Consider the following 6,576-nt stretch of genomic DNA (forward strand, 5'->3'; position numbering starts at 1 on the left):
AGACTGCCAAACGCCAGACTGTAAGACAACTCGCCCACAACGCTCCTCACTCAGACACAACGACTCCTCCTCAAATAATGAGGAGGTTGTGTGCTGGCGACGTGCTTACGCCATTACGCTGGGGCTGACTATATGGCTTTGACCAATATCAGCCACAAAATGTCTTATTTCCTGAGACCCAGAATATTGCGCACGAGATCAAGCACGCGCCGGAATGTGAAACGTCCGGCAGGGCCGAATACAACGCCTGTCAGCGCTGCCATAGCCACGGACTGTTTGAGCTGTGCCAGCTTGCGATCCCGACGGATACGCGCCTCGATCGCAACAGGATCCGGAATGGAACGGGCCGCGAGAAGGCCGAAGATCAGAACGAACAGAAGGTCCACACCCATGACGCAGAGTGCGGACGCGACGTAACCCAGTCCGACCACATCAATGAAAAATGCCCACAGGAGCCCGTGAAACGAGATCGCCGCGAACATCAGGAAGACTGCCGCGACAACACCATAGGCGACTCTGCGGCCGATTCGCATGGCAGAGCGGGAAAGGATCTGTCCCTGGGCGGAGAGGACGTCCTGTCCGAGTTCAATGGGCTTCATGGGAAATCGTTTGCCTCTTCTTCAGGACGGAGCCGGACGAGATGCCGTCCGTCTCCTGCCTGGAAAGAACCGGGCTGTTACTTGGAGAAACGGCCGGCAAGGAAACCGACAACGGCCGAAATCAGGACGGCTGCGATCGGACGCGCCCGTACACGCGTCGAAACATTTTCAATTTCATGATCCGTGATTTTGCGGGCATTTGCAACGGCATGATCCGTGCGATCTGCTGCGTCGAGCAGGGCAGGATTGATGCGGTTGTTCAGGAGTTCCTGCAACTGGGTCCGCAGACCGTCGATCTGAGCCTGCGTGGTCTCGGTTGCAACTTCAATGTTATCCTTGACGCTTTTACGGCTCATGTTCAAACCCCTTCTTCAGTATCAGGTCAGATCTGTTCTGGCCTGATTTTGTTTCGCTCATAACGGTTCATTCTCCCAGAGGTTGCATGTCAGGCCTGTCAGGCGCTCCCCGCATGGCTCCCAAGCAGGGGAGCGTCCGCCCCTCCCGCCCGAAGGCCGTCGTGGAGCCCGTGCTGGACATTGTCGGGCTGCGCGCCGCCATTGACGCACAGCCCGTCGATCTGTCGCTCCAGCCCGGCGCGACCCTGACCCTTTTCGGCGACCAGCCCGCGGCCCTGTCGCGCCTTCTGGATGTACTGGCAGGCTTCCTGCCTCCTCTGGGCGGCACCATCACGGTCAATGGTGAGGATGTGACGTCCCGCCCGCCCGCAGAACGGCGCATGCGGATTGTCAGCCCGCGGGACCCGCTTTTTCCGCATCTGAACCTGCGCGACAACATCGCCTTCAGCCTGCGCGCGAACCGGAAAGTCAAAACGGAAGCCCTGGCTGCTGCCGGACGGATGATCTCGCTCATGGGGCTGGATGGTCATGCCGACCTGCGACCGGCTGAACTGAATGCTGAACAGTCCCTGCGCGTCAGACTGGCGCGCGCCCTGATCACTTCACCTGACGTCCTGCTTCTTGACGACCCGCTCCACGCGCTCGATCCGCATGCCGCACGCCGCATCCCGATCCTGCTGGGCACCCTCTCCCGTGCCCTGAACCTCAGCGTCATCCATGCCGTCTCACGTCGTGAAGATGCCCTGCGCTCCGGCGGTGCCATTGCGGTTTTTCAGGATAATGTGCTTTTGCAGTGCGCTGACGCAGCCCACCTCTATGACCGTCCCGCCTGCGTTGAAGTCGCAACCCTTTTCGGCGAGACAAATACTTTGACGGGGCAGGTTCTGGACATCGGTGATGACGTGGCCCGCGTACATCTAGCCTGCGGCGGGATTGTGGACGCCATGGTTTCCGAAGATCTGATTGAGGGTCAGGAATGTCTTGTCTGCGTTCGCCCGGACCGGATATCACCGTTTTTCGGCCTCCAGAGCCTCGGCATGGACGACGACGGAGACATCCCCGTGCGGGGCGTGCTGACCGACAGCACCCATCTCGGCGACCATATCCGCATGCGCGTCCGTTGTGCGGAAGGGACGGAAATCGAGTTGCGCCGCCCCCCGCTTCAGGCCCAGAAAATCCCTGCCCCCGGCACGGCTGTACAGCTTGCATGGCCCGCTGCCCATGCGACGGCCTTTCCGCTGGGCGCCGGGATGTATTAAACTGCGCCCGCCCCGTCCGGAAACAACCGGGCAACCCCTTTCGGACACCTGAATTTTTCTAAGGATCCTTTCGTTCTGACCCGGCCCGCCTTCCCTTCGCGACATGTCTCCCGGACATCTGGTCGGGCCTCCCACAGGAGCCTCCCGCTTCGGACACCCCTGTGCGCGCTAGTGATTCTGTCTTTGCTGCGCCCGGCAGCACAGGCCGCGTCGCCGCACCAGAGCAACGGCATCGGAACATTTTTAACGTCTGTCGGACACGACATCACATCCGTTTTCGTACCCGCGCCGGCTTCTGCCCATGCACACAGACGCACTCGCCACGTTCGCAAACCCGTCCATCACCCTGAACCCGGCTTTGGTGTTCCCCAGGGAACAATCGCAGCACACGCCCTGACCTCCACAGACACCACTCTGCCTCTGGTAGAATGGGACGGCCGGACAACCACGCTTCAGACCGCAACGCAGGCGGCCAAGCCCGCATGGATGGCCGTTCTCGTAACCGGTACGCAACTGGTGCAGGCCTGTGAGGGCAAATGGGTTCATCCGGTCGACAGCACACCGACCTGCGGCATTCCCGGAGGTGTCAGCGACATTGCACTGACCTGGGACCGCTCACGCCTGACAACTGCACCGACCTGGCAGGACTTCTGGGACGTGGCCCGCCATCCGGGACGACGGGGATTGCATTTCGGCGCCCGGACCACACTGGAAATCGCCCTGCTGGCTGACGGCGTTGCGCCACAGGACATCTATTCCACGCTGTCCACACCAGCCGGCGTGGAACGTGCGCTCCGCAGGCTGGATCTGTTGCGACCTTATATCGTGTGGTGGGAAACGCCTGCCGATGCCGCGCGCATCATGGAACAGAGCGGTGCCCTCATGCTGAGCGCGCCCGCCACGGAAGTCACCAGCGTGAGCGCACGGGCCCCATCCGGTCCGGCGACATCGCTGTTTGTTGCCGGTACGCAGGGTGTTCTGCGCTCTCCGCTCTTCTGGGCCATTCCCGCCAATGTTTCTGCAGAGAGCGCACACCGGACCCTTGAGCAGCTCAGAATGCACGCTCCTCATCTGGAGGACATGCCCGTTCCTGTTCCCCCAGAGAAACCTCCTACATTCCTGACAGTCAGCGACACGTTCTGGTCCCTGCACGGCGAGGCACTCGAACAGCAGTTCGAAGCACGTTTCGTTCCCCGGACACCCTGATGGCCCTTGCTCTTCGCCTCAACCTCCCTTCGATCCTGACGGGACTTCTCGGAGCCTGTGCGCTGATCGCACTGCTCATGCGGGTTCTGCCAGCGCCGGTTCTGCGCCGCCTGGGGCTGATCCTGCTTCTTCCCGGACCAGGACTGGCACTCGCTCTGGCCAGCCTGCATTCCGCTCCGGGATGGCTGGAAGGGCTACTCATCGCACCCGCAGCGGTCTTTCCGACAGGCGCCACTCTGCTGACCCTTCCTCCCGGCACAACCCGCGCCGCCATCGGTCTGGGAGCAGACCTGCCGACACGTCTGCGCCTGATCTGGTTCCCGCTCCTGCTGCCGTCTGTTTTTCTTTCCTTTCTTCTTGCGACTGCTTTCTGCATCGCCTGTGCCCTGCTGGACCATCCATGACGTCTCCTTCCACGCCTTTCTGGCAAACCGTTCCTCTGGACCAGATGTCCTCCGAGCAGTGGGAGTCTCTCTGCGACGGCTGTGGCCGGTGCTGCCTCAACAAGCTGCGCGACGAAGATACGGAAGAGGTCATCTATACCAACGTCGCCTGCCGTCTTCTCGACACCCATACCTGCCGCTGCACCGACTACGCGGACCGTCATCGCAAGATCCCGGACTGCGTGACCCTGACCCCGGCACTTCTGGCCGAGATCGACTGGCTTCCGCCCAGTTGCTCCTACCGTCTGCTGCGCGACGGATTTGATCTTCCCGACTGGCATCCGCTGCGCACGGGTAACGGCAAAGGCGTCCACAGTTCCGGTGCGTCCGTTCAGGACCGCTGTATCAGCGAGCGTCGCGCAGGTCCTCTGGAAGACCATCTGGAAGACTGGCCTGGCGAATGGCCGGACCGATCGCCGCTGTGTCAGGTCCTGAAACTCAAGGGCTGACATCCATGCTCCCCCCGACCGTTCCACTGATCTGGAAGCGTTCGGCACGGGCCAGGCGCATCACTCTGCGGATCGAACCTGTGCGCGGCGAAGTCATCGTCACGGTGCCCCAGAATGTCACCAGGGACCGAGCTCTGGCCTTCGTTCACCAACAGACGGAATGGATCGCAAGAGCCCTTGCGGCATTGCCGGAAAAGCCCGCACTGACAGACGGTTCTCACGTCATGATCGACGGGCACCACGTTCCCATTCTTCATGACCCCACAGCCAGACGCGGATGCTGGCTTGATGCAGATGGGCTCCATGTGAGCGGAGATGCTTCCCACACGACCCGCCGCGTCCGCGATTTCCTTCAGCTTCTGGCAAAAGAACGCCTGACCCAGACCCTTCAGACCCATTCTGAAAAAATGAATCTTTATCCCACCCGCCTCGACCTGCGCGAGGTCCGAACGCGCTGGGGAAGCTGCACGAAACAGGGCCGGATTATGCTCAGCTGGCGCCTGCTAATGGCACCCGTTCCAATACAGAATTATGTTGTCATCCACGAACTGTCGCACCTGAAATACTTCAATCATGGCCCTGGCTTCTGGACTCTGGTGGACAGTTTTATTCCCGAAGGACGAACAGGACGTCTTGCAGCGGAGCGCTGGTTGAGAGAAAACGGTACCGCTCTCCTGCGCGCAGCATGAGGGTTGTGCGAGCTTGGCGGAATGGTAGACGCACGAGACTTAAAATCTCGAGTCCGCAAGGACGTGCGGGTTCGAGTCCCGCAGCTCGCACCACATATAAGTTATTGGAAACAAACGGCTTTTAGGGTTTTCAGCAACCCGGAGCCCCCATTCTTCTACAAAGGGCTTCTACAAAACGAGCCCTGTTGTGCTGATTCGTCTGCAATCCGGTTTCCATTTCAGACGCGGGATTCCCGTTCGTTTTCGGCCTGCTCTGAGGAAACGGGAAATCTGGCACTCTCTGGAAACCCTCGACAGAAATCTTGCCAGAACCCGTGCCTGTGCCATGTATGGACTGACCTCTCAGCTTTTCGAGTGCATCAGTCTGGCCATGTCTTCATCGGAAGAAACATCCTCGCTCAACAAGGCGGTTGAAACCTTTCAGGAGACTCTGGCCACATCTGACCTGCATCCTGTCCAGCAGGACCTGTTCCAGTCCATTGTCCAGACCTACGACAGTGAGATTCAGGCTCTGAAGGCTCGCTATAAAACCATGAATGCCGAACACCTTCTGGCACGAATGGAAGACCATCAGCGGGTTTCCAGCGTGCTTGAGAAGATTGGTCCCGAAATCAATGCCCTGACCGACATCATTCACAAACTGGGCAAGGACAAAAGAAGCTCGGGCGAAGAAGCCCTGACAAAGCTGTCAGAACAGGTTGCCGCACTGACAGCAGAGGCCAATCGGAAAAATCTGGAACGTATCTCCGGAAAGGCCAGCAAAAATCATTTCACTCGCCTTTCCGCCCTGTGGCGTCATTACGAACCCCTCGGCCTGATTGACCGTAATCCGTTTGTTGGCGGCTGGAAGTTTGACACCACCGCAAAAACGCAGCGTATCCGCTGGTCGAACGATGACCTGATGACGCTTATCGAAAATCCATGGCCGTTCCAAACCATCAGTCAGGCCACCTTCGGTCTGATTGTGGGAATAGCGTCCTATACGGGAATGCGTGAGGAAGAAATCTGCCGTCTGCGTCCACAGGATATCGTCCAGATTCAGGATGTCTGGTGCATTGCGGTGCAGGTCCACCGTGCTCATAAAGACGCTCCTTGGGAAGCATGGGACCCCAAGACTGAAGCCGGGGCTCGCATTGTTCCTCTATGCCAGCCGCTTCTGGATACCGGCCTCGTGGAAATGGCCAAACGCGCTAAAAACCAACGACGTCGATACCTGTTCAAGGAACTGAATTTCACGGGTATGGACATGAAAAGGTCCGGGATTTTCCAGAGAAATTTTTCCTCTTTCAAATCACGGCTGGGCATCGGCCGGGAGAAGGTTTTTCATTCTTTCCGGCACAACGTCTCAACCAAGATCCGCAATATTCACGAACATGGCGACGGTGGACTTCGAGAGTCATGGATTGATAATTTTCTCGGACATGAAGGATTGAACAAGTCCGTTGGTAACATCGTCTATTTCGATGACGTGGATATCACGAACCTCAAACGTGTTGCAGATTCCATGTCATATCCTGAGTTCTGGGACCTAAAGAGACTGATGGGAAAGCAATAATCCCCCCCCCCCCCCCCAAA

At 58.9% G+C, this 6,576-nt stretch carries 8 protein-coding genes and 1 tRNA gene; 7 read left to right on the plus strand and 2 right to left on the minus strand.

Annotated elements, in window-relative coordinates; all coding sequences use genetic code 11:
- Window positions 1-164 precede the first annotated feature (164 nt).
- Window positions 165-599 (minus strand): hypothetical protein, encoded by a 435-nt coding sequence (locus HK22_RS14415; protein WP_062027185.1) that lies wholly within the window; start codon window positions 597-599, stop codon window positions 165-167.
- Between the two features lie 77 nt (window positions 600-676).
- Entirely contained in the window at window positions 677-955 is a 279-nt protein-coding gene (locus HK22_RS14420) for a hypothetical protein (protein WP_062027183.1), read from the minus strand.
- A gap of 86 nt (window positions 956-1,041) precedes the next feature.
- Between HK22_RS14420 and HK22_RS14425 the strand changes: the two genes are divergently transcribed.
- The 7 genes from HK22_RS14425 to HK22_RS14455 all read left to right on the plus strand — a co-directional run bounded on the left by HK22_RS14425 (window position 1,042) and on the right by HK22_RS14455 (window position 6,556).
- The gene (locus HK22_RS14425; protein ID WP_086649770.1) at window positions 1,042-2,214 is read left to right on the plus strand and encodes an ABC transporter ATP-binding protein; all 1,173 of its coding nucleotides are present in this window, start codon (window positions 1,042-1,044) and stop codon (window positions 2,212-2,214) included.
- Window positions 2,215-2,385: 171 nt separating this feature from the next.
- Window positions 2,386-3,420, plus strand: coding sequence for an extracellular solute-binding protein (locus tag HK22_RS15255; protein WP_233142709.1), 1,035 nt, complete (start codon window positions 2,386-2,388; stop codon window positions 3,418-3,420).
- Window positions 3,420-3,824: a hypothetical protein gene (locus HK22_RS14435; protein WP_233142712.1), complete on the plus strand. Its 405-nt coding sequence runs from the start codon at window positions 3,420-3,422 to the stop codon at window positions 3,822-3,824. Before HK22_RS15255 ends, HK22_RS14435 begins: the two co-directional genes overlap by 1 nt.
- On the plus strand, window positions 3,821-4,312 hold the full coding sequence (locus tag HK22_RS14440; RefSeq protein ID WP_062105764.1) for a YcgN family cysteine cluster protein: 492 nt from the start codon (window positions 3,821-3,823) through the stop codon (window positions 4,310-4,312). Before HK22_RS14435 ends, HK22_RS14440 begins: the two co-directional genes overlap by 4 nt.
- Before the next feature lie 5 nt (window positions 4,313-4,317).
- A complete protein-coding gene (locus HK22_RS14445) occupies window positions 4,318-5,001 on the plus strand; it encodes a M48 family metallopeptidase (protein WP_086649772.1) in 684 nt (227 codons plus the stop codon).
- Window positions 5,002-5,008: 7 nt separating this feature from the next.
- Window positions 5,009-5,094: transfer RNA gene (locus HK22_RS14450), tRNA-Leu, on the plus strand.
- A 94-nt stretch (window positions 5,095-5,188) separates the two neighbouring features.
- Window positions 5,189-6,556 carry a tyrosine-type recombinase/integrase gene (locus HK22_RS14455; RefSeq protein ID WP_086649773.1) on the plus strand — a complete coding sequence of 456 codons (1,368 nt, stop codon included), beginning with the start codon at window positions 5,189-5,191 and terminating at the stop codon, window positions 6,554-6,556.
- The last annotated feature ends 20 nt before the right edge of the window (window positions 6,557-6,576 follow it).

Source organism: Gluconobacter sp. DsW_056 (genome assembly GCF_002153595.1).
Taxonomy (GTDB): domain Bacteria; phylum Pseudomonadota; class Alphaproteobacteria; order Acetobacterales; family Acetobacteraceae; genus Gluconobacter; species Gluconobacter albidus.